20 protein-coding genes are annotated in these 24,948 nt (G+C 71.3%); 5 read left to right on the forward strand and 15 right to left on the reverse strand.

Annotated elements, in window-relative coordinates; translation table 11 throughout:
• The gene (locus ACFYO2_RS12765) at window positions 1-477 is read right to left on the reverse strand and encodes a roadblock/LC7 domain-containing protein (RefSeq protein ID WP_388347765.1); all 477 of its coding nucleotides are present in this window, start codon (window positions 475-477) and stop codon (window positions 1-3) included.
• Window positions 474-3,356, reverse strand: a complete 2,883-nt coding sequence (locus tag ACFYO2_RS12770) for an ATP-binding protein (RefSeq protein ID WP_388347767.1) — start codon at window positions 3,354-3,356, stop codon at window positions 474-476. The genes ACFYO2_RS12765 and ACFYO2_RS12770 overlap by 4 nt, the downstream gene beginning before the upstream one ends.
• A gap of 382 nt (window positions 3,357-3,738) precedes the next feature.
• Between ACFYO2_RS12770 and ACFYO2_RS12775 the strand changes: the two genes are divergently transcribed.
• Window positions 3,739-4,695: an ABC transporter substrate-binding protein gene (locus tag ACFYO2_RS12775; RefSeq protein ID WP_388347769.1), complete on the forward strand. Its 957-nt coding sequence runs from the start codon at window positions 3,739-3,741 to the stop codon at window positions 4,693-4,695.
• Window positions 4,696-4,798: 103 nt separating this feature from the next.
• Here the strand turns inward: ACFYO2_RS12775 and ACFYO2_RS12780 are convergent, their stop codons facing one another.
• The 5 genes from ACFYO2_RS12780 to ACFYO2_RS12800 are packed head-to-tail and all read right to left on the reverse strand — an operon-like array spanning window position 4,799 to window position 10,984.
• Complete coding sequence (locus ACFYO2_RS12780) at window positions 4,799-5,698, reverse strand: ROK family protein (protein ID WP_388348587.1); 900 nt, start codon at window positions 5,696-5,698, stop codon at window positions 4,799-4,801.
• Between the two features lie 5 nt (window positions 5,699-5,703).
• Window positions 5,704-7,344: a dipeptide ABC transporter ATP-binding protein gene (locus tag ACFYO2_RS12785; protein WP_388347771.1), complete on the reverse strand. Its 1,641-nt coding sequence runs from the start codon at window positions 7,342-7,344 to the stop codon at window positions 5,704-5,706.
• Window positions 7,341-8,213: an ABC transporter permease gene (locus ACFYO2_RS12790; protein ID WP_388348589.1), complete on the reverse strand. Its 873-nt coding sequence runs from the start codon at window positions 8,211-8,213 to the stop codon at window positions 7,341-7,343. Before ACFYO2_RS12790 ends, ACFYO2_RS12785 begins: the two co-directional genes overlap by 4 nt.
• 44 nt (window positions 8,214-8,257) lie before the next feature.
• Complete coding sequence (locus ACFYO2_RS12795) at window positions 8,258-9,217, reverse strand: ABC transporter permease (protein WP_388347773.1); 960 nt, start codon at window positions 9,215-9,217, stop codon at window positions 8,258-8,260.
• A 9-nt stretch (window positions 9,218-9,226) separates the two neighbouring features.
• Window positions 9,227-10,984: a peptide ABC transporter substrate-binding protein gene (locus ACFYO2_RS12800; RefSeq protein ID WP_388347775.1), complete on the reverse strand. Its 1,758-nt coding sequence runs from the start codon at window positions 10,982-10,984 to the stop codon at window positions 9,227-9,229.
• A gap of 192 nt (window positions 10,985-11,176) precedes the next feature.
• On the opposite strand from ACFYO2_RS12800, the gene ACFYO2_RS12805 reads away from it, so the two are divergent.
• Together ACFYO2_RS12805 and ACFYO2_RS12810 are read left to right on the forward strand one after the other, a co-directional pair.
• Window positions 11,177-12,415 carry an ROK family protein gene (locus ACFYO2_RS12805; protein ID WP_388347777.1) on the forward strand — a complete coding sequence of 413 codons (1,239 nt, stop codon included), beginning with the start codon at window positions 11,177-11,179 and terminating at the stop codon, window positions 12,413-12,415.
• A gap of 157 nt (window positions 12,416-12,572) precedes the next feature.
• A complete protein-coding gene (locus ACFYO2_RS12810) occupies window positions 12,573-14,081 on the forward strand; it encodes a M81 family metallopeptidase (RefSeq protein WP_388347779.1) in 1,509 nt (502 codons plus the stop codon).
• Here ACFYO2_RS12810 and ACFYO2_RS12815 read toward each other — a convergent pair.
• The 7 genes from ACFYO2_RS12815 to ACFYO2_RS12845 all read right to left on the reverse strand — a co-directional run bounded on the left by ACFYO2_RS12815 (window position 14,062) and on the right by ACFYO2_RS12845 (window position 20,479).
• The gene (locus ACFYO2_RS12815) at window positions 14,062-14,706 is read right to left on the reverse strand and encodes an ATP/GTP-binding protein (protein WP_388347780.1); all 645 of its coding nucleotides are present in this window, start codon (window positions 14,704-14,706) and stop codon (window positions 14,062-14,064) included. The two genes, ACFYO2_RS12810 and ACFYO2_RS12815, sit on opposite strands and share 20 nt — an antisense overlap.
• Window positions 14,693-15,055 carry a DUF742 domain-containing protein gene (locus ACFYO2_RS12820; RefSeq protein WP_388347782.1) on the reverse strand — a complete coding sequence of 121 codons (363 nt, stop codon included), beginning with the start codon at window positions 15,053-15,055 and terminating at the stop codon, window positions 14,693-14,695. Before ACFYO2_RS12820 ends, ACFYO2_RS12815 begins: the two co-directional genes overlap by 14 nt.
• Window position 15,056: 1 nt before the next feature.
• Window positions 15,057-15,488 (reverse strand): roadblock/LC7 domain-containing protein, encoded by a 432-nt coding sequence (locus ACFYO2_RS12825; RefSeq protein WP_388347784.1) that lies wholly within the window; start codon window positions 15,486-15,488, stop codon window positions 15,057-15,059.
• Window positions 15,489-15,499: 11 nt separating this feature from the next.
• Window positions 15,500-17,935: a nitrate- and nitrite sensing domain-containing protein gene (locus ACFYO2_RS12830; RefSeq protein WP_388347786.1), complete on the reverse strand. Its 2,436-nt coding sequence runs from the start codon at window positions 17,933-17,935 to the stop codon at window positions 15,500-15,502.
• Between the two features lie 60 nt (window positions 17,936-17,995).
• On the reverse strand, window positions 17,996-19,009 hold the full coding sequence (locus ACFYO2_RS12835; protein ID WP_388347788.1) for a substrate-binding domain-containing protein: 1,014 nt from the start codon (window positions 19,007-19,009) through the stop codon (window positions 17,996-17,998).
• A 397-nt stretch (window positions 19,010-19,406) separates the two neighbouring features.
• A complete protein-coding gene (locus ACFYO2_RS12840) occupies window positions 19,407-19,841 on the reverse strand; it encodes a DUF6114 domain-containing protein (protein WP_388347789.1) in 435 nt (144 codons plus the stop codon).
• A complete protein-coding gene (locus ACFYO2_RS12845) occupies window positions 19,841-20,479 on the reverse strand; it encodes a DUF6230 family protein (protein WP_388347792.1) in 639 nt (212 codons plus the stop codon). Before ACFYO2_RS12845 ends, ACFYO2_RS12840 begins: the two co-directional genes overlap by 1 nt.
• Window positions 20,480-20,992: 513 nt before the next feature.
• Here ACFYO2_RS12845 and ACFYO2_RS12850 point away from each other — a divergent pair.
• Window positions 20,993-21,640: a Tat pathway signal sequence domain protein gene (locus tag ACFYO2_RS12850; protein WP_388347794.1), complete on the forward strand. Its 648-nt coding sequence runs from the start codon at window positions 20,993-20,995 to the stop codon at window positions 21,638-21,640.
• An 18-nt stretch (window positions 21,641-21,658) separates the two neighbouring features.
• On the opposite strand, the gene ACFYO2_RS12855 is transcribed toward ACFYO2_RS12850, so the two are convergent.
• Complete coding sequence (locus ACFYO2_RS12855) at window positions 21,659-22,615, reverse strand: lytic polysaccharide monooxygenase (RefSeq protein ID WP_388347796.1); 957 nt, start codon at window positions 22,613-22,615, stop codon at window positions 21,659-21,661.
• Between the two features lie 395 nt (window positions 22,616-23,010).
• Between ACFYO2_RS12855 and ACFYO2_RS12860 the strand changes: the two genes are divergently transcribed.
• Window positions 23,011-24,837, forward strand: a complete 1,827-nt coding sequence (locus ACFYO2_RS12860) for a S8 family serine peptidase (protein WP_388347798.1) — start codon at window positions 23,011-23,013, stop codon at window positions 24,835-24,837.
• The last annotated feature ends 111 nt before the right edge of the window (window positions 24,838-24,948 follow it).

Below are 24,948 nucleotides of genomic sequence, written 5' to 3' on the forward strand. Positions count from 1 at the left end.
TCAGCGCTTCGACGAGGCGCCGACGCTGTTCTTCAGTTCGAGCACCAGCTGGGGACTGAGCGCGCTGCCCGCCCGGTTGGCGAACAGCGTCATCTCGTAGGCGATGTTGCCGAGCTTGGCCTCCTTGTCGGTGACGACACCGAGGACGGCGCCGCTGCCGACCGCGGAGACCAGGACGTGGCCGCCCTCCAGGTCGATGATGACCTTGTTGAGGCCGCCCAGGCCGTAGTTGCCGGAGGCGCCGGCGGCCAGGCTGGTGATGCCGGAGACGATCGCCGCGAGGCGCTCGGAGTCGGCGGGCTCACGCAACTCGGACACGGCGATGAGCAGACCGTCGGAGGAGACGGCGATGGCGTCGACGACGCCCGCCGTCTCCGTCGCGAAACGATTCAACAGCCACGTGAAGTCGGCTGCCGCGGCCTGCAGTTCGGCCGGCGTGGTGCCTCCCGTCGGAGTGTCACCTGTCGACGTGCTCACTGCTCCGCTCCTTCCGGGGAGTCGTTCTGGTGGTGCGAGGGATTGGATGCGGTCAGGGGATCGGGGGTGGTGGCTGCGGTGTCGTTTCCGCTGTCGCGGTGGGCACGCTCCACGGCCGCCTCGAACTCGTCGAGCGCGTCACGGACGGCCTCCGCGTCGACGGTACGGGGCGCTGCACGGCGGGCGGCCTGCTGGTCGGGGTCGGTCCCGAAGGTCGTACGGAGGGTGGCGCCCCGGACACGACGACGCAGGGGGCGGGCGCCGGGGCCGTCGTCGGTGGCGGGCGTGGGGGCCCCGCTCGGTGCAGGCGCGGCCGGTACGGTCGCGCTGGTGCGGGCCTGAGCGGACGGCGCGGCCTCGCCGGTGCGGGCCCTGGGGATGAAGGGGGCTTCGCCGGACCGGGAGCCGGCGGAGGCCTCGCCGTTCGGGCCGGGGGCGGCGGACTCGCTGTCGGGGGAGGCCGACTCGCCGTCCGGGGCGAGGATGGTCGAGGTGCCGTCCGGGCCGGGGGCGGTCGAGGTGCCGTCCGGGCCGGGGGCGGCGGATGTGCCGTTCGGATCCGACGTCGCTGACTTGTCCGTCGGGGCGGTGTCACGCCGGGGCACCCTGCGGGGGAGCGGAGCGGGATCGGCGTCGGCCGAGGCGGTGCTGGTCGGGGAGCTTGCGCGGGTGGTGCGTACGGGCTCGTTCGCCGTGGAGTCGGCGCCCGCCCCCGCGTCGGCGGAGCCCGCGCGACCGGCCTCGGAGGCCGACCCTGCTGCCGGCATCCGACCGGGACCCGAGGCCGGGCCCGAAGCGGAACCGGAGCCCGAACCCGACTCGGCCTCCACCCCAGAAGGGGACCCCGAGGCCAACGCCCTCCCCGCACCGCCCGCCGAACCGCCGGAGGCAACCGCACCGCCCGCCGAACCGCCGGAGGCCCCCGCGGCGATCGCCACCGGGCTCATCGTCAGCAGCAGGGACGACGGAATGGACACCTCGGCGGTCACGCCGCCGCCCGGTGTACGGGACAGGGTCACGTCCACCTCCCAGCGGCGCGCCAGTGTGCCCACCACGAACAGGCCGAGCACCTTGGTCGGGACGAGGTCGAGGCGTTCGCGGCGGACGAGGCGGGCGTTCTCCTCTTCGAGCCGCTCGGCGCTCATGCCGAGGCCGTGGTCGGCGACGAGGACCAGCGCGCCCTGGGCGCCGTCGCGGACGGTCACCTCGACGGGGCTGCCGGCGGGGGAGAACGACACGGCGTTCTCGACGAGTTCGGCCACCATCAGCGTGAGGTCGCCGATGATGTCGGGCTGGACCATGACCTCGGTTCCGGCGCGCAGCTGCACCCGCTGGAAGCCCTCGATCTGACCGAGTGCGGCCCGTACGACGTTGGTGAGGGCGAGCGGGCCGGAGTCGAGGACGGTCTCGCGGATGCCGGCGAGGAGCATCAGGCTGTCGGCGTTGCGGCGCAGGCGGACGGCGATGTGGTCGATGCTGTAGAGCCGCTCGAGGAGCGCGGGGTCGGTCTCGCCCCGCTCGACCGCGTCGATCAGCGCCAGCTGCCGCGCGGTCAGGTTGCTGACGCGGCGGCCGACGTTGCCGAACATCTCGGCGACGTTGCGGCGGCTGAGCACCTGGCGTTCCAGCAGCGCGGACGCGGTGGTCTGCACGTGGTTGAAGGCGTCGGCGAGGTCGCCGATCTCGTCCTGCGCGGTGACCGGGATCTCGCGCAGCCGGATCGGCCCGTCGTCCTCGGTGTCCTCGTCGGCGACGCGGGCGAGTTCGCGGCCGGCGACGTCGGCGACCTCGCGGGCGGCACCGGTGAGTGCCTGCACGGGCCGTACCACCGAGCGACGCACCAGCACCGCGAAGGCGATCCACACGGCGAAGAGGAACAGCGCGAGGCCGAGCAGCAGGACCGCGCGCCAGGCGGCCTCGCTGGATGCGCTGTCGGCGCGGTCGGCGATCTGGTCGATGAGGGACGCGGTGATCTTCAGCCGGGTCTCGGACTGCAGCCGGTAGTCGCGGTAGGAGCCGAGCGCGTCGGTGAAGGCCTCGCGGATCTGTGTGGGCGTACCGGCCTGGAGGTTGCCGGGGTCGATCTGCAGCTCGGCGTAGTGCCGGCCGATCGTCGCCTGCGAGGAGTTGTGCTCGATCCCGCCCAGCTCGTCCGCCTGGGCCTCGGTCGCGAACCGGGCGAAGCGGTCGGCCTGGTGGGTGTACTCGTTCTCGAAGCCGACCGCGCCGATGAACTCGATCAGGGCGTTGCTGTCGCCGGTGCGCGCGGAGAAGACGGCCGTCTCGAAGGCGCTGTGGGCGGCGTCGGCGCGCAGTAGGGAGTCCAGCAGGTTGCCGGTGAAGGTGCCGGCGAGGCCCCTGTTGTGGTCCAGGCCGAGGCCGTCGATCAGGCCCGTGGAGGCGTTGGTGTAGGCCGGGTCGATGTTGTCGGCGGGCAGATATCCCTGCTCGACGGTGTCGCGCAGACTGCTCAGGCCGTTGATCTCGCGCAGCGCCTGGGCCTCGGTGTCCGGCAGCCGGTCGCCGAAGGTGTCGCGCACCTTCTCCACCTGGGCGTCGACCGCGGCCTGCGCCTTGCGGTAGTCGGCGTCGGAGGGGCGGGCCCCCGCGGGCGCGGCCTCGTGCCGCACGGACAGCAGGATGGCCTGCTGGTGCTCGGTCTCCACCCGGTCCACCAACTCGGCGACGTGCGCGCTGTCCCGGACCAGCCGGGCCGCGGAGTTCGCGTTCCGTGCCTGGTCCACCTGGTCGGCGATGAGGTAGGCGAGCAGCGCGGCGAGCACGGCCAGCGGCACGCCGACCAGGACGTTGAGTTTGCGGCGGAACGGCCAGCGGTCGGCGAATCCCCGAACGCCACCCCGGGGCTCGTTCGTGGACACCAGGCCTCCTTCGTGACCGATTGTGATCGCTTGCGGACCGGTGCGCCAAGGGCACCAAACTGGTGTGACGCCCCCGGTTATCGAGGCGGGACAACACCTGTGCGGCCCCCGCACGCCACTGTGGCCGGCGCCAACTTCCGCGAGACTACAGCCTCTTCGGACACCGGTTCGCGCCACCCTGATTCAAGAATCCATTACAACCCGCTCCGCTTCGGTGGGTTCCGTGTCGGCCCGTTCATCCCTCCTTCACAATCGGCAACTCATTGACGCCAATTGGTGATCGGGCTTCTCTTGACTGATCAAGAACTCGCTGGATTGGATCAGTGGAAAGGCTTCCGAGTAACCATCTCCGAGCAACCACCCTGAGTCCGGAACGGGAATCGTGACTTCTACAACCGCACACAGCAGGTCCTTCAGGACGCATCCCGGCGTGGCCGCCGTCGCGCTCGCCGCCGCCGCGGCCCTGCTCGCGGGATGCTCCTCCTCCGACGACACGTCCGACCCGCTCTCCGGGGACAAGGCGGACGGGGGCACCGTCGTCGTCGGCTCCAACAACTTCGCCGAGAGCATCCTGCTCGCCGACATCTACGGCGAGGCCCTGAAGGCCAAGGGCGTCAAGGTCACCTACAAGCCCAACATCGGCAGCCGCGAGACCACTTACGGTCTGCTGAAGAACGGCTCCATCACCGTCCTGCCGGAGTACAACGGCTCGCTGCTGGCCTACCTGGACCCGAAGGCGGAGCAGAAGACGGCCGAGGCGGTGAACGCGGCCGCGAAGGCCAAGCTCGACTCGAAGCTGACGCTGCTGGACTCGGCGCCCGCCGAGGACAAGGACTCCGTCAGCATCAACGCGGCCACCGCGAAGAAGCACAGCCTGACCGCCCAGTCCACCCTCGCGGACCTCAAGGACATCGCTCCCGAGCTGGTCATCGGTGGCTCGCCCGAGTTCCAGACCCGGCAGCAGGGCCTGCTCGGCCTGAAGTCCGAGTACGGCCTGGAGTTCAAGTCGTTCAAGGCGCTCGACGCGGGCGGCCCGCTGACCCAGGCGGCGCTGACGAAGAACACCGTGCAGGCCGCGGACATCTTCACCACGGACCCGACCATCACCAAGGAGAAGTTCGTCGTCCTCCAGGACCCGAAGAACCTCTTCGGCTTCGCGAACGTGACCCCGCTGGTCTACAAGTCCGGCCTCTCCCAGGACGGCGTGGCCGCCCTCAACGAGGTCTCGGCCAAGCTGGACACCAAGGCGCTCCTCGACATGGACTCCCAGGTCCAGCTGGAGAAGAAGGACCCGCTCGACGTCGCCCAGGCCTGGCTCAAGTCGGTCGGCCTCAACTGAGGCCACCCGCCGTCGTCCGGCACCTCGGACACGACAGCTGACGAAGCGGCGCGGGTGCCCTCCTTGTCGGAGGGCACCCGCGCCGTCAATCACGCGGTCGTGTTCACCGGATCTCCGCCAGCACCCGCGCCGCCGCCCCGATCGCCACCGCGTCCCCGCCGAGCAGGGCGGGCAGCACCCGCACCGGGTGCCCGCTGACCGGGGGTTCGGCGGTGAGCGTCCGCTCGATGGCCGGCTCGACGAGCGGCCACGCGCCGGTGACGCCCCCGCCGATCACGAAGGTCGTGACGTCCAGCAGGCCCGCGGTGACGAGGATCGCCCGCGCCACGGCGGCACCCGCGCTCTCGTACACAAAGAGCGCGTGCGCATCGCCCCGGACCGCGGCCTCGGCGACCGCGCGGGCGGTGACGGTCCGCCCGGTGCGCTCGCCGTAGCGCGCGGCGATCGAGCGGCCGGACGCCAGGGTCTCCAGGTGTCCTCGGCCGCCGCACGTGCAGGGCAGGTCGCCGAAGCCCGGGACGTGCCCGATCTCGCCCGCCGCCCCGTGCGGGCCGTCGTACAGCGCCCCGTCCAGCCACAGCGCCCCGCCCACCCCGGTGCCGAGCATCATCCCGAGGACGTGCGGCTGGCCCGCGGCCGCACCGGCCGCCGCCTCGCCGCGCAGGAACGCGTTGACGTCGTTGTCCAGGAACGCGGGCACGCCCAGCGCCTCCTCGACGGCCGCTGTCACTGCGAACCCCGCCCAGCCCCGGAAGGAGTCGCTCGCCACGAGGATCCGCCCGGCCCGCGCGTCCACGAGCCCCGCTGCGCCGACCCCGACGCCGAGCAGCCGTCCGGGCGTACGGCCGAGCAGCACTCGTACGCCGTCCAGCGCGGTCCCGACCATCGCGGCTCCGCCCTCGGCCGCCGGGGTGGGCAGCTCCAGGCGGTCGACGGCGTTCAAGTCCTCGTCGCACAGGGCGACCTGGGTCGTCGTGCCGCCGATGTCGACACCCGCGACCATGCATGTCACGCGGTGGCCCCCGTCCGGTCCGCCGCACGGCGACGCCGTTGCGCCACCGGATCCGGCACCGGCACGGCGGCGATGAGCCGGCGCGTGTACTCCGTCTCCGGACGCAGCAGTGTGGTCATGGTGGGCCCCTGCTCCTCGATCCGCCCGGCCCGCATGACGACGACCCGTTGGGCGAACTCCTGCACCACGGCCAGGTCGTGCGACACGAACAGGCAGGCGAACCCCAGCTCCCGCTGCAACTCGGCGATCACCTCCAGGACCGTCCGCTGCACACTCACGTCGAGCGCGCTCGTCGGTTCGTCCGCCACCAGCAGTCGCGGCCGCAGCACCAGCGCCCGCGCGAGACTCACCCGCTGCCGCTGACCGCCGGACAGCTCACGGGGCCCGCGCCTGGCCAACTCCCGTGGCAGCCGCACGAGTTCGATCATCTCCGCGATCCGATCCCGCCGCTCGGCCGCCGACACGCCCCGCCGGTGCATCCGCAGCGGTTCGGCGACACACTCCGCCACGCTCATCCGCGCGTCCAGCGAGGCCACCGGATCCTGGAGCACCACACCGCACCCGGCCAGCAGGGCCCGGCGCGTCCGGCCCCGGGCCCCGGTCAGGTCGGTGCCGAACAGCGACACCGAGCCGCCGTCCGGCGCGACCAGTCCCAGCGCCACCCGCGCCGCCGTCGACTTCCCGGACCCGGACTCGCCCACCAGCCCGACGGTCTCACCGGGGTGGACGTCGAGCGACACACCCTCAAGGGCCCGTACGGCTCGGCGACCCCGCCCGAACCGCACGGAGACATCACGGAGTCGGACCACGGCGGCTTCCTCGGAGGGCCCTGGAGGGAGCGGGCCCTCACCGCTGAGCCTCAGCCGCGGTACGGCTGCCAGCAGCCGCCGGGTGTACTCGTGCGTCGGCCGCAGCAGCACCTCCTCCACCGGCCCCGTCTCAACGACCTCGCCCCGCAGCATCACGGCCACCCGGTCGGCGAAGTCGGCGACCACACCCATGTTGTGCGTGACCAGCAGCACGCCGGTTCCCGAGCCGACCGCCAACTCCCGCAGCAGGTCCAGGATCTCGGCCTGCACGGTGACGTCCAGCGCGGTCGTCGGCTCGTCCGCGATCAGCAGGCTCGGCGAGTTGGCGATCGCCATGGCGATGACGACCCGCTGCCGCTGCCCGCCCGACAGCTGGAACGGGAACGCGGACGCCCGTCGCTCCGGCTCGGGAATGCCGACCCGGCGCAGCAGCTCGACCGCCTCACGGGCGGCTTCCGCGCGGGAGACGGGACGGTGATTGCGTACGACTTCCGCTATCTGTCTGCCGATCCGGGTCAGCGGATCCAGCGCGGTGGCCGGTTCCTGGAACACCATCGACGCGGTCCGGCCGCGCAACCGGGCCAGCTCCGCCTCGCCGGCCGCCACCACGTCCGCGCCGTCGACCGTCACCAGCCCCGACGCTCGCGCGTTGCCCGGCAGCAGCCCCATCGCGGCGAGCGCGACGGTGGACTTTCCGGACCCGGACTCGCCGACCAGGGCGAGCGTCTCGCCGGGCCGGACGTGCAGGGACACTTCCCGTACGGCGGGCACGTCACCCGTGTCCGTCGTGAACGTGACCCCGAGGTTCTCCATCTCCAGGATGTTCATCCGCGTCCCCTCACGTCGAAGGCGTCCCGCAGCCCGTCGCCGATCGCGTTGAACGCGCACACGACGAGGATGATCGCGAGGCCCGGCGGAACGATCAGCCACCAGCGCCCGGAGTACGCGGCCGTCAGACCGGCCGACAGCATGCCGCCCCAGTCCGTCGACGGCGGCTGGACGCCCAGGCCGAGATACGACACGTACGCGACGAGCAGGATCGCGTCGGCGACCTGGAAGGTGGCCGCGACCACGATCGTCGACACCGAGTTCGGCAGGATGTGCCGGACGATCGCCCGCCCGTGGGTGCCGCCGGTCGCGCGCAGGGTCAGCACGTAGTCCCGGTTCTTGAGCGTGAGCGTCTCCGCCCGCACCAGCCGGGACGGCACCAGCCACGACACCAGGCCGAGGATGACGACCAGCCCGAGCGGGCCCGGCGAGCTGATCGCGGAGACCACCAGCAGGATGAACAGTGCGGGGATCGCGATCCCGGCGTCCACCACCCGCATCATCACGGCGTCCACCCAGCCGCCCGCGTATCCCGCGACCGCGCCCCACAGCGTGCCGATGACCGTCGCGAGCAGCCCGGCGGCCAGCCCCACGAGGAGCGAGATCTTCCCGCCGTACATGAGCCGCCCGAGCTCGTCGTGGCCCACGGCGTCGGTGCCCAGCCAATGGGCCGCGCCGGGCGGGAGGTTCACCTGGGTGAGGTCGGTGTGGGTCTGGTCGGTGGAGTACAGGAGCGGGCCCAGGAAGCAGAACAGCAGGAACAGCACGACGACCAGGGCTCCGGCCACCGCCAACCTGTTGCGCGCGAAGCGCGCTGCTGGGGGCGCGGGGCGGTGTCGATTTGCGGCTCCGCCGCGGGGCGCGACCAGCCCCCACCGGCCCGCGGTTTTCACACGGCCTTCTGGCGCAGCACTCACACCCGGCCCTCCTTCACACGCGGATCGACAACCCGCTGCACGACATCCGCAAGCAACGTGCCCACGACCGTCGCGACGGAGATGACCAGAACACAGCCGAGCAGCACCGGATAGTCGGAGGACTGCGCGGCGGACCAGAACAGCAGCCCCATGCCGGGGTAGTTGAAGAGCTGCTCGACCACGAGCGCGCCGCCGAACAGCACAGGCACGTAGTAGCCGAGCATCGCCACGACCGGAGTGAGGGAGTTGCGCAAGACGTGCCGGAAGAGGATCGCGCCCCGCCGTGAGCCGCCGGCCCGCGCGGTGCGGACGTAGTCCTCGGAGAGGTTCTCCAGGATCGCGGCCCGCATGTACCGGCTGAACACGGCGATCATGGACGCGGCCCCCGTGACGACCGGCAGCACCAGGGCCGCCGGATCCGCGAACACCTGCGCCAGGGTGTCCCCCTGGGGTGCCTGGGAGGGGAACCAGCGCAGCGTCTGGGTGAAGAGCAGCACCAGGACCAAACCCAGGAAGTACACGGGCGTCGAGTACGCCACGAAGCTCAGCGTGGTGATGACGTAGTCGGCCGGCTTGTTGCGGCGCACCGCCTGCCACATGCCGAGCGGGACCGCCAGCAGCAGCCCTGCGAGCGCGGACAGCACGGTCAGCACCAGGGTTTTCGGCAGACGTTGCTCGATGAGCCGCAAGACCGCCTCGTTGAGCGTGTACGACGTGCCGAGGTCGCCGTGCAGGAGGGTGTTGAGGTAGTAGACGTACTGGATGGGCAGCGGGCGGTCCAGGCCCTGTTCGTGGTTGAACGCGGCGATCTGCTCGGCTGTCGCCTGCGGGCCGAGGATCCCGCGTGCGGGACCCCCGGGCAGCGCGTGCAGCAGACAGAAGACGACGATCGTGACGATCAGGATCACGGCCAGGGCCTGGAGGATCCGCCGGGTGAGGTAGAGGAGAGTGTCCATACGAGGGCCTCAGCTCGTCCACTTCCACTGCGCCGGGTGGAAGTTGGCGAGCGAGTCCTGGGAGAAGCCGCCGAGGGCGTTCTTGACGACCGAGATCTGGTAGACGGGCTCCGGCAGCCAGATCACCGGCAGGTCCTTCGCGAGGGCCGCACTGTAGCCCTGGATCGCCTCGTTCGAACTCGACGTCGTGGACGCGGAGATGAGCTTGTCGACCTCGGGGTTCGAGTAGCTGCCGAAGTTCGAGCCGCCCTTGGACTGGAACAACGAGTCACCGGTCGGGAAGGCGTTGAAGTACCAACTGCCCGCCGTACCGAAGAAGGACAGCTGCCACTTGCAGATCGACTGATCGGAGGTGCACGGCGGGGTCTGCGACAGCACCGAGTTCACGGGCGCGGTCTTGATGGAGAACGTGACGCCGGTCTTCGCGAGCGAGGACTGGATCGCGCTCATCATGTTGTCCGTGACGGTCGACCCGGACTGCGACAGCACCTGCATCGCGAACTTGGTGCCCTTGGCGACGCCGTCACCGCACTGGGACGCGCCACTGCCGGGGCTCGTGCACGTCATCACGCCGCCCTGCTCTCTCCAGCCGTGGTCGGTCAGCAGCTTCCGCGCCGCCGATGTCGAGAACGGATACGGATTGCCCTTCTGCACGGACGACACGAAGTCCGACGCCTGCCCCTGCGGTATCGGCCCGTAGCCGGGCACCGCCGTCCCGTTGAAGACGACCTTCGCCAACGTGGTCTGGTCGATCGACCGCTGCACCGCCTGCCGGGCGTAGAGCTGCCTGAACACCGCGCCCATCGCCGGGTTGTCGAAGTTGTACGGCATGTAGGTGATCGCCCAGCCCGACCACGGCTTCACGGTGTAGCCCTGCGCGGTGAAGCTGTCCTTCTGGTCGAGATCGGTCGCCTCGATGTAGCCGTAGTCGACGCTGCCCGAGCGCAGGGCGTTCTTCTCGGCGTCCGCCGTGGTGAACGGCAGCAGGTTCACCGTCGGGATGGCCGGCTTCTCGCCACCGTCGTACTTCGAGTTGGCGGTGAGCACCACCTTGCCGGCGGTCGAGAAGGACTTGACCCCGTAGGGGCCGCTGATGGTCTTCCACAGGGCGTTCTTCTGGTAACCGGCGATGTTCTTCGCCGCGTTGTTGAGAAACGCCCACACCTGCTCGGCGTCGCCGCCCTTGTCCCAGACATGCTGCGGCAGCGGCGTGATCTGGCTCAGCTCGTTCGCCAGCATCCACTGGGGGTTGTACGACTTGTCGAAAGTGATCGTGAAGTGACGGTCGTCCTCGGTCTTGAAGGACGTCCAGTTGTCCGGGGCCTTGCCCGGGTTGTAGCCCGCCCACTGCGCCTTGTTCGCCTTGATGAGGTCGAACCAGAACTGGACGTCCCGGGAGGTGATCGGCTTCCCGTCGCTCCAGTGCCGGTCGCCGAGGGTGATGCGGACGCTTCTGCCGTCGGCGGCGAAGTCGGCGGCCGTGGCGACCGAGCCCGCCTTGTTCCAGGCGATCTTGCCGGTCGAGCCGTCGTACGCGACGAGCGGTTCCCACAGCGTGTTCGCGATGGAGATGTTGTTGGTGTTCAGGTGGGCCGCCGTGCCGATCGGCAGGATCCAGTTCGGCGTGAAGTTCGCGGGCAGCGCGTAGTCGATCGAGTCGTGCGACGTCGACGACGAGCCGCTCGCCCCGGAACAGCCCGCGAGTAGCAAGGTGCCCGCCAGGAAGGCGGAGGCACCGGCGACGAGCCTCGTGCGAGCAGGGGACATGACTCTCCTCAGGGAACAGAAGCGGGGGTGCGGCCACAGAAGCGGGGTGCAGCCAGTGAACGACCCCTGTGTTGGAAGAAACAGACGCACCGCTGTAAAAAGCCTGTTTCTGCTGTTCTGGAAAAACACGGGAGGGTATTCACTGGCCTAGGCTCGGGGCCGCGGCCGCCGATGACGGGAGTAACTTCGTCCATGACTGAAAAAAGTGCGCCGCGGCGGAGAGGTGTCGTGGGCGTCTCCTCGCTGACCGAGCGCGTCCTTGAACTCCTCGCCTCCGGACAGGCGACCACGCGCACGGAACTCGCCGCGCTCCTCGGCGCCGCGCCCTCCACGGTGTCGTTCGCGGTGGGGCAGTTGATGTCCCACGGGCTGGTCGCCGAGGAGGGCACGCTGTCCTCGACCGGCGGACGTCCGCGCAAGGTGCTGCGGCTCGGCGGCAGCGACGGATACGCCGTGGCGGCCGAACTCGGCGGCAGACACGCCCACGTGGGCGTCGTCCACCCCGGCGGCGGCCTCACGGACGTCTCCACCGTGCCGTTCCCGACGGCCGACGGCCCCGAGGCGGCGCTGCCCGGACTGACCGACACCCTCGAGGGCCTCGCCGACCGGCACGGGCGGCAGCTGCTCAGGGGCGTCGGCCTGTGCCTGCCGGGCCCGGTCGACGTGGAGCAGGGCCTGGTGACGCTGCCCGCGCGGATGCCCGGCTGGAACAGGTTCCCCGTCCGGGACCGGCTGGAGGAGCGGTTCGGGGTGCCGGTGGCCATCGAGAACGACGCCAACTGCATGGCCGTCGGCGAGCACAGCGTCCGGCCCGCCGGGCAACGCCAGTCGATCATGGTCAAGGCGGGCTCGGGCATCGGCGCCGGCGTCATCGCCGACGGCCGCCTCTACCGGGGCGGCACCGGCGCCGCCGGCGAGATCACCCATGTCCGCGTCGAGGCCGCCCACGACACGCCCTGCTCCTGCGGCAACACCGGCTGCCTGGAGACCGTCGCCTCCGGCGCCGCGCTCGTGCGCATCCTGCGCGAGCGCGGCCTCGACGTGACGTCCACCGAGGACGTCGTACGGCTCGCCCGCGACGCCGACCCCGAGGCGACCCGCGCGGTCCGCCAGGCCGGCCGCTACCTCGGCCAGGTGCTCGCCGCGAACGTCAACTTCTTCAACCCGGACGCCGTGTACCTCGGCGGCATCCTTTCCACCCTGGAGCCCTTCGTCGCCGCCGTCCGCAGCCAGCTCTACGAGGGCTGCCATCCCCTCGTCACCGAGCACCTGGTCATCGAGCGGGCCGGCCTCGGCGCCGACGCCGGCCTGGTCGGCGCGGGGCAGTTCGCGCTGCAGCTGGCGCTGGCGCACGCGCTGGAGGCGGTCACGGGCGCGCACCTCTCACCGGTCGGCGCCGGCCACCTTTCACCTGGCGGCAACCACAGCTGAGCCGGGGATTGCCGCCCACCTTTCCGTGGCGGCAACCATTCCTGGGCCAGGGGCTGCGGCCACCTTTCACCTGGTGGCAACCACTCCTCATCTCCCGGCAACCACAGCCGAGCCCGGGACAGACACCCTTGACCTTCCACCGACGTCTGGAGCACCCGTGCCGGAATCCCGTCCCGTCATCGCCGTCGCCGGACTCGGCATCGAGTCCTCGACCTTCTCGCCCGCACGCACCGGAGCCCCCGCCTTCCACCCGCGGCGCGGCGCGGACGTCCTGACGCGCTACCCCTTCCTCGCCCCCGGGCAGCCCCTGCGCACCGCCGCCGACTGGCGCGGCGCCCTGGTCGGCAAGGCTCTGCCCGGTGGTGCGGTGACGGGAGCCGCGTACGCCGAGCTGGCCGCCGAACTCCTCAACAACCTCAGCGAGCTGGGCCCGATCGACGGCCTCTGGTACGACATCCACGGCGCGATGACGGTCGAGGGACTGGACGACGCCGAGGCCGAACTCCTGTACCGCATCCGGGAAGTGGTCGGCCCGCACGTCCTCGTGTCCACCTCCATGGACCTGCACGGCAACGTCTCGCGCGAACTCGTCCACCAGAGCGACCTGATCACCTGCTATCGGATGGCCCCGCACGAGGACGCCATGGACACCAGGGAGCGCGCTGCCCAGAACCTCGTGGACCTGCTGGCGAGCGGCGCGCCCCGCCCGGTCAAGGCCTGGATCCCGGTGCCGGTGCTGCTGGCGGGAGAGCAGACCTCGACCCGCATCGAACCCGCGAAGAGCGTGTACGCGGCCGTGGACGAGGTGGCGGCGACGAACGGCGTGACGGACGCGGCGATCTGGGTCGGCTACGCCTGGGCGGACGAGCCGCGCAACCGGGCCGCGGTGGTCGTCACGGGATCCTCGCCGGACGCCGTCACCGCCGGTGCGGAGCAGCTCGCCGCCGGCTTCTGGAAGGCCCGCCACGACTTCGACTTCGTCGCGCCGACGGCCACGCTGGACGAGTGCCTCGACGCCGCCCTCGCCTCCACCGCCCGCCCCTACTTCGTCAGCGACACCGGCGACAACCCGACGGCGGGCGGCGCCGGGGACGTCACCTGGGGCCTCCAACGGGTCCTGGAACGCCCGGAGTTCAAGGACCCGTCCGGCCCCACGGTCATCTACGCCTCGCTGCCGGGGCCGGGCGCCGTCGACACGGCGGTGGCGGCCGGCGTCGGCGCGACGGTCACGGTCAAAGCGGGCGCCGAGGTCGACGACCGCCACGCCGGCCCGCTCACCCTCACCGGCGTGGTGCACGCGGTCCGGCACGGCGACCGGGACGCGGAGGCCGAGGTCGTGCTGCGGGTGGGGAGCGTGCACGTGATCCTTACCCGGCTGCGCAAGCCGTACCACCACGAACACGACTTCACCGACCTGGAGCTGGACCCGAGGGCGGCCGACATCGTGATCGTGAAGATCGGCTACCTGGAGCCCGAGCTGTTCGCGATGGCCGCCGACTGGAAGATGGCGCTCACGCCGGGCGGCGTCGACCAGGAGCTGACCCGTCTCGGTCACCGCCGCATCCGCCGGCCCCTGTTCCCCTTCGACCCTCAGATGCCCGACCCGGACCTCACGGCCCGCCTGATCGCACCCTCGAACAAGGCGCTCAACGGCCCGGACGAGTGAGCCGATCGCCGCCGCCCCCGCCCGCCTCGGCGATCAGTCGGTCCAGCAGGGCGATCAGCACGTCCCGGCTCGACTCGCGCTCCCGCGCGTCGCACAGCAGCACCGGGACGTGCTCCGGCAGCGCCAGGGACTCGCGGATCTCCTCGGCCGGATACGGATGCCGCCCGTGGAAGCCGTTGACGCCGACGACGAACGGGATGCCCCGCCGCTCGAAGAAGTCGACGGCCGCGAAGCTCGCCTCCGGCCTGCGCACGTCGATCAGGACCACGGCCCCCAGCGCGCCGACGGCCAGGTCGTTCCACATGAACCAGAACCGCTGCTGCCCCGGGGTGCCGAAGAGATACAGCACCAGCCGGTCGTTGATGGTGATCCGGCCGAAGTCCAGGGCCACGGTCGTGGCCGCCTTCTTCTCGATGCCGACGAGGTCGTCGACGCCCAGGCCCGCCACGGTCAGCGGTTCCTCGGTGCGCAGCGGGACGATCTCGCTGACCGAACCGACCATCGTGGTCTTGCCGACGCCGAACCCGCCGGCGATCAGTATCTTGACGGTGTCGGGCGCGGCGGGGGCGACGGGTGCGACGAGCGCCTCGGGTGCCGCCCGGGTGGCGGGATCAGAGCCGGCCAAGGCCGTCCCTCACTTTCTGCAGCAGGTCCAGGTCCAGTTCCGGGTTGCGCGTGACGGGATGCGGCGGACGGGCCGTGATCAGGCCGGCCTCCAGCAGATCGCAGAGCATGATGACGACCACGCTCACCGGAAGGTCCAGCAGCGCCGCCAGCTCCGCCACCGCGAGCGGCCGCGCGCACCGGCGCAGGATCCGCGCCTGCTCGGGCTGCGGCCGAGGGGCCCGCTCCGGCGGCGGGTCCACCGCGGTCACCGTCGTGATGAGGGTGAAGTCGGCGCGGCTGGGCCGGGTTCGTCCGCCGGTCAGGGCGAAGGGCCGCACCAGCCGCCCCGCCGCGTCACTTCCGCTCACCTCACTCGCCGGTGGCGGTCGTTGGACCCACATGAGCCCGCGGCGCCGCGCTGAGGTGCTCGCCGATCTTCTTCACCAGCATGTTCATCTGGTACGCCACCACACCGACGTCCGCCTTCGGGCCGGTCAGCACGACGAGGTGGGCGCCGGGTCCGGCCGAGCTCAGTATCAGGTAGCTGTTGGCCATCTCGATGAGCGCCTGGCGCACCGGGCCGCCCCGGAAGTCCATGCTGACGCCCTTGCTGAGGCTCATCAGCCCGGACGCGGTCGCCGCCAGCCGTTCGGCGTCGTCGCGCACGAACCCGGTGGACCTGCTGACGACCAGTCCGTCCTCGGAGAGCACCACGGCGTGGTTCACGTCGGCGACCCGGTCCACGAGTCCGGTGAGCAACTGGTCCAGCTGGGTGTCCGTGGCGGGGGTGGGGCGTGTCATGGCGGTGTCCTTCATGAGCGGTCGGTGTGGGAAGTCGGGATGCCGGCCGGGTCCGGGGAGGGGGCCTTCGGCACGGCCGGGGCGTCTTCGCCGTGGGGCGCCTGCTCGTCGTATGGTGCCTGCTCCTCGTAGGCCGTATGCGTGTCTTCGCCTTCGGGTTTTTCGTCGTCTTCGGGGGATTCGGGCTCGTCCCGCGCCCGGAAGGTGCCGCGCTGGAATCCGGCGAGCGAGGAGGCGGCTCGCTCGGCGGTGAAGTCGTCGAGGTCGTCCTCGACGGCGGGCGGGGAGTCCTCGCGGAGTTCTTCGACGAGGTTGGTCTGCGGCACCCGGCGGGGCAGCGGGGCGAGTCCGTCGGGCCCGGCGGCGCGGGCCGCGGCGGGTGCGGGGGAGGTCCGTGCGGCGGGCAGGGGCCGGACCGTGCGGGCGGCCGGCCCGGCCTTCACCGCCTCGGCGCCCTGCGGATCCGGCACCTCCCGTACGTCCTTCGCGTCCGCCGCTCCGTCCGTCCCCGCGTCGGCGGCCCGCACCACGACGTCGTGCGGGACCAGCACGATCGCCGTCGTCCCGCCGTACGGCGAGGGGCGCAGCGTGACGGCGATGCCGTGCCGGTGGGCGAGCCGGGAGATCACGAACATGCCGAGCCTCAGGTCGTCCGCCAGCGCCACCACGTCGAACTTCGACGGCCCCGCCAACTGGGCGTTGAGGGAGTCGTAGTCGTCCTCGGACATGCCCAGGCCCCGGTCCTCGACCTCGACGGCCAGCCCCTTCGCCACCATCGCGGCCCGCACCCCGACGGGGCTGGGCGCGGGCGAGTACACGGTGGCGTTGTCGATGAGCTCGGCGAGCAGATGGATCACGTCCGCCACCGCGGGCGGGGCGAGGCACACGTCCTCGTCGGTGTGCACCTCCACCCGCCGGTACTCGGCGACCTCGCCGACCGCGCTGCGCAGGATGTCCATCAGCGCCACCGGTTCGGTCCAGCTGCGCCGCGGCTGCTCGCCGCTGATGATGACGAGGTTCTCCTCGTAGCGGCGCAACTGGCTCGCGATGGAGTCCAGTTCGTACAGGCCCTTGAGGACGTCGGGGTCCTGGTGCTCGCGTTCCAGCGCGTCGAGCTGGCTGAGCTGGAGGTTGACCAGGTTCTGGCTCTGCCGGGCGATGCCCAGGATCACCTTCTGGAAGCCGCGCCGGGTGTCGGCGAGCTCGACCGCGGTCACCACCGCCGTGCGCTGCGCGGTGTTGAACGCCTGGGCCACCTGACCGAGTTCGTCCGCGCCGTAGTCCAGCGGGGGCGCCGCCAGGTCCACGTCGACCGTCTCGCCCTTGTCCAGCCGCCGCACCACGTCGGGCAGCCGTTCCTCGGCCAGACCGAGCGTGGCCTGCCTGAGGCCGCGCAGCCGCCGGGACAGCGAGCGGGTGATCCGCCAGGACATGCCGGCGCACAGCAGCAGGGCGACCAGTCCGCCCGCGCTGAGGGAGGCCGCCGTCAGGAGCAGGTCGTCGGCCTTGTCGGCGCTGCGGGCGAGCAGCCCGGACGTCTGCTGCCCGATCAGGACGCCGTACTGGTCGGAGACCTTCTGCAGCGCGATGGTCCACTGCTTGCGCACATCGTCGGGCAGGTCGACCCTGCGGGAGTCGCCGGTCGGCCGGGCCGCGAGGACCTTGTCCTCGATGGCCTGCAGGGTGTGCCACTCCGCGCTCCGCAGGATCCGCTCGGTCTGTGTCTTCGCGCTGCCGCGCAGCGCGGGGACGATCTGGTCCTGGACGATCCAGCGCCGGGTGCCCACCATCTCGCCGAACCGGGTCCACGTCTTCTCGTCGACGTACCCGGCCGGCCAGGCCAGCGTGAGCAGCGCGTCCTCCTGGGACACCAGCTCGGCCCCGTGCTCCAACGCGACCAGCGGACCGGCCTGCGAGGTGAGATCGCCGTCGTCGACCTGGGAGAGTTCCTGGAAGGCGTGGATCTGGTCGTCGATGATCGAGGTGTACTGGTCCAGCGCCTGCTCGGCGGTGATGTCACGGGGATCGTCGATCTGGCTCCGGTAGTACTCCAGGCTGCCCACCGATCCGACGACCGAGTACAGCCGGTCCGCGATCCGGGCGGGGGCCCGCTGGACCTGGTCCGAACGGCCGACGAGCTTCGCGACCGCCGCGTCCGTCTCCTTGCGCGCCCGGTCCAGCGCGGCCCGGGAACCGGGCTCCGAGGCGAGCCAGGCCGCCGACAGCCCGCGCTCCTGTTGCAGCGCGAGGGTCGCGTCGGTGCCCATGGCGCCGGTCGACCGGCTCAGCTCCGTCTGCGAGCGCAGCCGCAGGCCCTCCGAGAACATCTGCGTCGTCGTCAGCCCCCACACGGCGGCGAGGGTGACGCTCGGGACCAGCGCCAGGAGGATGAGGGAGAGACGTATGGAACCGAGGCGGTGGCGCCGGGCACCTGTCCGTCGAGACATGGCCGTCCTTGGGCGATCGGCGGGAACGGGGGAGGGGGCACAGGGCCTGCGGGCGGCCGGTCAGCGGGTGCCGGCCGCCGCGAACTGCGCGACCGAGGCGACGTTCGACTTGGTGACGAACGCCGGACCGGTCAGCACGGGCGCCACGCCGCCCCCGCTCACGTTGCCGTTCGTCTTGTACAGCCAGAGGGAGTCCACGGCGAGGTAGCCCTGCAGGTACGGCTGTTGGTCCACCGCGAACTGCACGTTCCCGTTCCGCACGGCCTTGACCAGGTCCTTGTCGAGGTCGAAGGTGGCGACCCCGGCGCCGCTGCCCGCCGCCTTCACCGACTTGACGGCGGCGAGCGCGCACTGCGCGCCCAGCGTGACGACTTCGTCGATGGTGGAGTCCTGCCGCAGCCTGGCCGTGATGGCGGCGTTCACCGCGTCCATGTCGGTGCCCTCGACGTAGAGCATCTCGGTCTCGCCGCCGAACGCCTTCTTCACGCCGGCGCAGCGTGCCTCCAGGGCGACATTGCCCCGCTCGTGGATGACACACAAGGCGTGTCCGGCCTTGAGGCCGTCCAGCTTCTCCCCGACGGCCCGGCCCGCGACGCTCTCGTCCTGGCCGAAGTACTGCAGGAGACCGGCCGACCGCCAGGAGTCGATACCGGAGTTGAGACCGACCACGGGTATGCCTGCCGCCCGCGCCTCGGCGACCGGGCTCTTCATCGCCTGCGGCTTGGCCAGGGTCACCGCGATGCCGTCGACCTTGTCGCGGATCGCGTCCCGCACCAGCTCCGCCTGCCCGGCCGGATCGGAGTCGTTCGCGTACGTCAGCTCGATGCCGTCCTTGGCGGCCGCGGCCCGGGCGCCCTTCTGCACCAGCTGCCAGAAGTCGTCCCCCTTGCCGCCGTGGGTGATCAGGGCGACCTTGAGCCCGCCGGAACCGGAACTGCCCGCCGCGTCCGCGCCCGAGTCCAGCCGCGCACCGCCGGAACCGGAACAGCCGACGAGGAGCAGACAGACCGCGGCGACCGCGGCGGCCCCACGAACGGATCCGGAGGAAACCTGAGGTGGGGGAGGAGTGTTCATGGAGGTGGCACCTCGCTGTGCGGCCGAGCAAGTGGAACGCGAAGGAGAGGCCGGATCGCGGAATGTGCGTCGACCTGTTGAACCTTCACTGGCTCGGAGCCAACCGTGTGTGACCGCCGGTAGTCAAGTGATCGACCGCTCGCAGTGAGCTGTCGGTGCCACATCGTGATGGTCCGGTGTCATGGGACTATGCCATTACGGCTTGCGCCGGCAGTCCGTACATCGCGACCGGAACATCCCGTCGCCCGTCGCCCGGTCGGCCGGGTCTGCATGTGCCGCATGTGCTGCATGTGCTGCATGTGCTGCATGTGCTGCATGTGCGGCAGGGCGAGGCAGGGCGAGGCAGGGCAGGGCAGGTGGCCGGACGGTGACCCGGCCACCCGGTCCGGCCCGGTTCCTACGCGGCCTGCCGAAGCGCCTTCGCCTCGCGGGTCTCCCTGCGCCGCTGCCGTCGGCTCCGGCGCGGCTCCTGGTCGGGAAGCCAGCCGAAGGCCAGGCAGCTGCCGACGACCCCCAGCAGGATGCCGATGAAGAAGCCGCCCAGGTTGGAGGTGACCCAGGTGCCCAGGGACAGCAGGACACCGGTGATCGAGTAGAAGAGCCGCTGTACGGGGTTGAAGAGGATCAGCAGTCCCAGCACCAGCATCAGGGTCGGCAGGAGGTAGCCCGCCAGAGCCTGCGCGCCGGAGTGCAGGATGACCTTCAGCGACGCCTTCTCGGTGAGCAGGATCTCCGCACCGCCCAGGGTGAGCAGCAGCCCGCCCCAGAACGGACGGGCGGCCCGCCAGCGCCGGAAGGCGGGCCGCACTCCCTGCTGTGGCCCCTCGGACATCAGCAGCCCTTGCTGCTGAAACCGAGCTTCAGGCCCGGCAGCTTGAACACCCCTGCGGTGGTGGCGTAGTTGGTCTGCCGCAGGTTCCCGATGTGCACGGTCCTGGCCTGCTGGCTGAACACTCCGCTCGGGCCCTTCACGCCGGCCCGGGTGAGCGTGCCGGCGTCGTTGCCGATCTCGATGTCGTCGAAGGCGGCGTCGCCGGACAGCTCGGTCGAGTCGGTGGTCAGGTCGGTCGCCTCGACCTTGTCCTTCCCGCCGCCCGCGGTGATCAGCAGGTTGGTGCCGCCCAGGTCGACGCTCTGGCACAGCTTCGTGAGCGTCGCGTTCTTGATCGCGGACGTGATGACCAGCACCTGGCCGCCGGTGTCGCCCTCGTTGGGGCTGCCCGGCGCCATCTGGTCGAGGCCGCCGAACTGTTCGAAGCCGGTGCCGTCGAGCTCGGTCGCGGTGACCGTGAAGGGCATGCCGGAGATGGCGAACTGCACACCCAGCGCCCCCTCGGCCGTGAGGATCGCGAGGCCCGCGACGACCGCCGCGGCCGGCACCGCCATGATCGCGGCCCGCCGGGCCCGAACCAGCCCGCGTCTCGCGGGGGCTTCGGAGACTTCGGGTACTGCTGGTGAGGACGAGGCCATGTTCTGCTCCCGTGGGCATAGTCAATGCGATGGGGGTTCAGTGGCGCACGTTGCCCTGGCGCGGACAGCGGAACTGGGCGCACGTCTCCTCGCAACTCCCGGTGACTGCAAGGGCTTTCTCGTTACGCGTCAGTAGCCGTCGAGGAAGTTACCGGCGGTTACATTCCAGGGTCAAGAACGTTGCGGGAAAAGAGTGTTGATTGTGTGCCACCTGTGGCGCGCAAGGCCAACTCCCGCACAAAACCTTGACGTTGACTGACCCTCAGGTCTACAACTCTCCCTGGCTCCCCCAGATCCGTGGCGCCGGATCCAGCCGCTTCCCGGACGTTCTGTCCAGTACGGGCACTTCGCTGCCCGAGTGCGGACTCGAGTACGACCCGCTCGCACCCCGAGTGCAAACCGAGTACGGCCCGAGTGCGCCCCTCCAAGACACCGGCACGGCCTCTTCCCCCCAGTGGCCGTGCCGGTCGCGGAGCAATCCGCCCCCCACCCCCCTCAGAAAGAGGCACCCGCATGCGTACGCGATCCCTCCTCACCCTCACCGCCGCAGTCGCCGCCCTCGTCCTCCCCGCGGTCTCGCCCGCCTCGGCGGCCGACGGCACCGTCCTCACCACCGGCGGCCTCGGAGGCACCGCCGTCGCGGTCGGCGACGTCCTCACCGCGCCGCTTGCCACCGGCACCACCGCGACCCTCTACTCCAGCGCGACCGGCACCAGCGGCATCTCCTGCACGTCCTCGCAGTTCACCGCCACCGTCACCGACAACCCGGCCGCGCCCGGCACCGCCACCGAGTCGCTCGACGCCCACACCTTCGCCGGCTGCACCGCCAATGTCGTCGGCGTGCTCGGCGTCACCAGCATCACGGTCAACAACCTGCCGTACACCACCTCCGTGAACTCCGACGGCAGCGTCACGGTCACCCCGGCGAGCGGCTCCACCATCCAGACCACGGTCGTGCTGCGCACGCTGCTGGGCAGCATCAACTGCGTCTACCAGGCACCCAGCCTGGTCGGCACCGCCGACAACGCCGACAACAGCATCAACTTCACCAACCAGCAGTTCACGAGGACGTCCGGCTCCTCGCTCTGCTTCGCCAACGGCTACTTCACCGCGAAGTACGCCCCGGTGACGGACGGGGACGCGCCGGTCTTCGTCAACTGACCCGCGCCGTAAAGGAGTTCAGCGTCGACGCAGACGCAGCGCCAGGGCGGCGCCCCCGGTGAGCACCAGCACCGCGGCGGCGCCGCCCGCCAGCATCGGCGCGGAGGGGCTGGAGTCGGAGCCCCCGGTGGCGGCCACCGGGGTGCTGTCGGGCGCGGCGCCGGCCTCGGCGTCGGTACCGGCCGAACGGCTCGCCGCGGTGGACGGACCGGCCGGTGCGGTGCGCTTCTCGACGGGGCTCGGGGTGGGGGAGGGACCAGAGCTCGTAGGCTCCCGGCCGCTGTCCGCCGTGGCCGACGCCGAGCCCGCCCCGGCCGCCCCCGCGCTCTTCGCCGCCGGGAAGACGACGTCCGAGCACGAGTAGTACGTGTCCGGTGTGCTGCTGTTCTGCCAGACCGTGTACAGCACCTGCCGTCCCGTCCGGTCGGCCGGCAGCTTCGCCCTGATCCGGTACGCGCCGTCGGTCAGCGCCGGGTCCGTCACCTCCGCGAACGGCTGCTCCGGCAGGTCGTCCCAGGTCAGCGGCTTCGTCGGGTCGTAGCCGGGCTTCGTCAGATAGAGCCGGAAGGTCCCGGTGTGCGGGATCGTCGAGACGTACCGCATGGTCAGCGTCGCGCCGGGGGTCAGCTGGGTCGAGGGCCAGTCGGAGCGGGCCAGGTCGAGGCCCTTGTAGGCGGGCAGGCCGCCGCTGCACAGCTCTCCGTCGGGGATCTTCTGCCGGTCGCGGCCGTTCACGTTCGCGACGCGCAGGTTGTCCCAGGCCGTGAAGGAGGCCCCGTTGGCGGTGACGGCCGCCCGGCAGGCCGCCGACCGGGACGGGCTGCCCCCGTCGGGGGAGCAGGCGAAGACCCGGCTGACCGGATCCGTCGGTGCGCCGTGCGCCTGAGCGGGCGCCGCCGCCCACACGCCCAGCAGCAGTGAGCTCGTGACGGAGGCCGCCAGGGCGGCGGTGCGGTGTGCGGTGGTCCGGGGCATCCGGAACGTCTCCTCGGCCGGAACGGGAACGAACTGCTCGTGTGCGGTGCGACGGTGTGCTCCCGTCCAGTACGGGAAAACGGCCCGGGGCGTTCACGGGGCCGCCAACCGGCGTAAAGCAGACCGTTTCCGGTCAACGGACCGGTGTCGAGGGTGAGTTTCCGGCCGGATCGAGGGTTTCCCCTGTATCCCCAGGACCTCCCCTGTCCCTATCGTTCGACCACAGCCGCCCCACAGGCAACCCCGAACGGGCCGGCCCCGCGCTTGGCCGGCCCCCGCGCGCCTCTGTGCCCTTCGCATCATCCTCACTCGGCTTCACCCCCCGCCGCTTCAGCGACGAAGCGATTCGACCGCCACTCCGCGCTGCCCCGAGTGCGGCCACGAAAGGCAAGCCCTTGCGCACCTCCCTGTCCTCCAGCCCCTCAAGCTCCCCGAGATCTTCCAGACGGAAGCTGATATCCGCGGCCGCGGTCTCCGCCGCCCTGCTGACGGCCGCCACCACCACGGTCGCCGTCGCCCAGGAGCCCACCTCCCAGGAGTCCGCCGTCCCGGCCGCGCTGACCGAGGCCGCCCCCGGCACCCCGGCCGAGCGCCTCATCGTCGGCTACACGTCCGGCGCCGCCGAGGCCAAGTCGAACAAGGCAGCCGAGGCCGACGCCGTGGCCAAGGGCAAGGAGGCCGGCGAGGACCTCGACTTCCAGCGCCGCCTCGGCACCGGTGCCGCCCTGGTCGACCTGGGCGCCGACCTCACCAAGGCCGATGTCGCCGACGTCGTCGCCGAGTTCAGGGCCGACCCGCAGGTCGCCTACGTCGTACCGGACCGCCTGAACACCGCGAAGGCCGACCCGAACGACACCGAGTACGCCAAGCAGTGGGACCTGTTCGAGGCCACGGCCGGCATGAACGTGCCGGGCGCCTGGAGCACCTCGACCGGCACCGGCGTCACCGTCGCCGTCATCGACACCGGCTACGTCGCCCACACCGACCTCGCCGCGAACATCGTCGCCGGCTACGACTTCATCGCCGACACGGCCGTCTCCGTGGACGGCGACGGCCGCGACAGCAACCCGGCCGACCCGGGCGACTATTACGCGGCCAACGAGTGCGGCTCCGGCATCCCGGCCAGCAACTCCTCCTGGCACGGCACGCACGTCGCCGGCACCATCGCCGCGGTCACGAACAACAGCAAGGGCGTCGCGGGCATCGCGTACGGCGCGAAGATCTCCCCGGTGCGCGTGCTCGGCAAGTGCGGTGGCTACGACTCCGACATCATCGACGCCATCACCTGGGCGTCCGGCGGCACCGTCTCCGGCGTGCCCGCCAACACCAACGTGGCCAAGGTCATCAACATGAGCCTGGGCGGCGACGGGGCGTGCACCAGCGCGACCCAGAGCGCCATCACCGCCGCCGTGAACCGCGGTACGACCATCGCCGTCGCCGCGGGCAACGACAACGAGAACGTGTCGGCCCACTCGCCGGGCAACTGCAACAACGTGATCTCGGTCGCGGCGACCAACCGCACCGGCGCCAAGGCCTCCTACTCCAACTACGGCTCCCTCGTGGACATCTCGGCGCCCGGCGGTCAGACCAGCACCGGCACCGCCAACGGCATCCTGTCCACGCTCAACTCCGGCACCAAGACGGCGTCCACGGAGTCGTACGCCTACTACCAGGGCACCAGCATGGCCACCCCGCACATCGCGGGTCTGATCGCGCTGGTGAAGTCGGCCAACTCGGCGCTGACCCCGGCGCAGATCGAGACGGCCATCAAGAACAACGCCCGTGCCCTGCCGGGCGCCTGCTCGGGCGGCTGCGGCGCCGGTCTGGCGGACGCGGCCAAGACCGTGGCGGCCGTCAGCGGCGGTACGACCACGGGGACGACCTACTCCAGCAGCACCGCCGTCGCCATCCCGGACAACGGCTCGGCGGTCGAGTCCTCCATCGCGGTCAGCGGCCGCAGCGGCAGCGCCCCCTCGGCCCTCCAGGTCGGTGTCGACATCACCCACACCTACCGCGGTGACCTGGTCATCGACCTCATCGCACCCGACGGCACCGCCTACCGCCTGAAGGCCGCGAGCTCCTCGGACTCCGCGGACAACGTCAACACCACCTACACGGTGAACGCGTCCTCCGAGACGGCCAACGGCACCTGGAAGCTCCGCGTCCAGGACACGGCCGCGCAGGACACGGGCACCATCAACAGCTGGAAACTCACCTTCTGACCAGTCGGGTGTGACCAGCGGGGCGGGGGGGGGGGGGGGGGGGGGGGGGGCGCGCGCCGGGGGGGGGGGGGGGGGGGGGGAGGGGGGGGGGGGGGGGGGGGGTAGAAGGGG

It is taken from the genome of Streptomyces sp. NPDC006602 (assembly GCF_042870385.1).
Classification (GTDB): domain Bacteria; phylum Actinomycetota; class Actinomycetes; order Streptomycetales; family Streptomycetaceae; genus Streptomyces.

Excerpts from the sequence above, each read along its gene's own strand:
- ACFYO2_RS12780 (WP_388348587.1), bottom strand. The coding sequence starts at position 5,698 with ATGGTCGCGGGTGTCGACATCGGCGGCACGACGACCCAGGTCGCCCTG.
- ACFYO2_RS12785 (WP_388347771.1), bottom strand. The coding sequence starts at position 7,344 with ATGAACATCCTGGAGATGGAGAACCTCGGGGTCACGTTCACGACGGAC.
- ACFYO2_RS12795 (WP_388347773.1), bottom strand. The coding sequence starts at position 9,217 with ATGGACACTCTCCTCTACCTCACCCGGCGGATCCTCCAGGCCCTGGCC.
- ACFYO2_RS12800 (WP_388347775.1), bottom strand. The coding sequence starts at position 10,984 with ATGTCCCCTGCTCGCACGAGGCTCGTCGCCGGTGCCTCCGCCTTCCTG.
- ACFYO2_RS12805 (WP_388347777.1), top strand. The coding sequence starts at position 11,177 with ATGACTGAAAAAAGTGCGCCGCGGCGGAGAGGTGTCGTGGGCGTCTCC.
- ACFYO2_RS12825 (WP_388347784.1), bottom strand. The coding sequence starts at position 15,488 with ATGACACGCCCCACCCCCGCCACGGACACCCAGCTGGACCAGTTGCTC.
- ACFYO2_RS12830 (WP_388347786.1), bottom strand. The coding sequence starts at position 17,935 with ATGTCTCGACGGACAGGTGCCCGGCGCCACCGCCTCGGTTCCATACGT.
- ACFYO2_RS12835 (WP_388347788.1), bottom strand. The coding sequence starts at position 19,009 with ATGAACACTCCTCCCCCACCTCAGGTTTCCTCCGGATCCGTTCGTGGG.
- ACFYO2_RS12840 (WP_388347789.1), bottom strand. The coding sequence starts at position 19,841 with ATGTCCGAGGGGCCACAGCAGGGAGTGCGGCCCGCCTTCCGGCGCTGG.
- ACFYO2_RS12845 (WP_388347792.1), bottom strand. The coding sequence starts at position 20,479 with ATGGCCTCGTCCTCACCAGCAGTACCCGAAGTCTCCGAAGCCCCCGCG.
- ACFYO2_RS12850 (WP_388347794.1), top strand. The coding sequence starts at position 20,993 with ATGCGTACGCGATCCCTCCTCACCCTCACCGCCGCAGTCGCCGCCCTC.
- ACFYO2_RS12855 (WP_388347796.1), bottom strand. The coding sequence starts at position 22,615 with ATGCCCCGGACCACCGCACACCGCACCGCCGCCCTGGCGGCCTCCGTC.